This is a genomic window from Mesorhizobium sp. M7A.F.Ca.CA.002.15.2.1 (genome assembly GCF_003998715.1).
In the GTDB taxonomy this organism is placed as follows: domain Bacteria; phylum Pseudomonadota; class Alphaproteobacteria; order Rhizobiales; family Rhizobiaceae; genus Mesorhizobium; species Mesorhizobium ciceri.
On the sequence record NZ_RZPI01001099.1, the window covers coordinates 1 to 994 of the forward strand.

General features: G+C 63.9%; 1 protein-coding gene. It reads right to left on the reverse strand.

All coding sequences use genetic code 11. The features are described from left to right. On the reverse strand, window positions 1–994 hold a 994-nt coding region (locus tag ENZ74_RS32895; RefSeq protein ID WP_127313342.1), incomplete at both ends, for a cytosine deaminase.

The following is a 994-nucleotide window of genomic DNA, read 5'->3' on the forward strand; positions in this document are numbered from 1 at the left end:
CAGCAATTCCGTCCAGCTTCGGCCTTTGAACACGATAAAATCGGCATCACCGCCGGCAGCCAGCGTGCCGAAGCCATCAAACCGCATCACCTTGGCCGGCGTCGCGGTGACCGCTTGCGGCCAGTCGGCGACCGGATGATCGAAATGCAGGATGCGCGTCGCCATGCGGTAGACCTCCAGCATGTCGAGATCGCCATAGGCATAGAAGGGATCACGCGTGTTGTCGGAAGCAACCGCCACCGGAATGCCCCTCGCCTTCATCTCGTGCAGCAGCGTCACGCCACGCCAGCGTGGCGTGGTGCCGTCGGCGCGCCGGTCCTGCAGATAGAGATTGCACATCGGCAGCGAGACGACGGCGAGCCCCGCTTTCGCCACCTTGTCCAGCGTGTCGAGCACGTCGAGATCCGGCTGGCGCGCCAGCGAGCAGCAATGGCCGACGAGGATCTTTCCTTCGAAACCGTTCCACAGAGCGGCCTCGGCGATCTTCTTCAGCGATATGGCGGAAATGTCGTTGGTCTCGTCGGCATGGAAATCGAGATCGAGGCCATGCTTGATGGCCTGCGCGAAGACGTGATCGAGCAGCTCTTCGAGGTCCGGCGCCATATAGGTGACGACACCGAGCACGCCCTTTGCCGCGGCAACCCTCTTTGCCAGCCTGTCGAACCACTTTTTGTTGCGCACGCCTTCGACGCCGAGCAGGCAGGCGCCCTGCAACTCGATGCGGCCGCGCCATTCCTCGCGCATCGCCTCGAACGCCGGCCAGGAGATTTCCTCCTGCGGCGCGACGCTGTCGATGTGGGTGCGCAGCGCCCTTGTGCCATGGGCGTAGGCGCAGCGCAGCGAGAAATCCATCCGCCGCGCCAAATCCTCGGCGCTCCAGCGTGCCACACGATCGGCATCGGCGGCATTCAGCGCGCCCATGAACGTGCCGTCGGGATTGGGCTTTCGCGGCCAGATATGGCCCTTGTCGATATGCGTGTGGCAGTCGACGAAG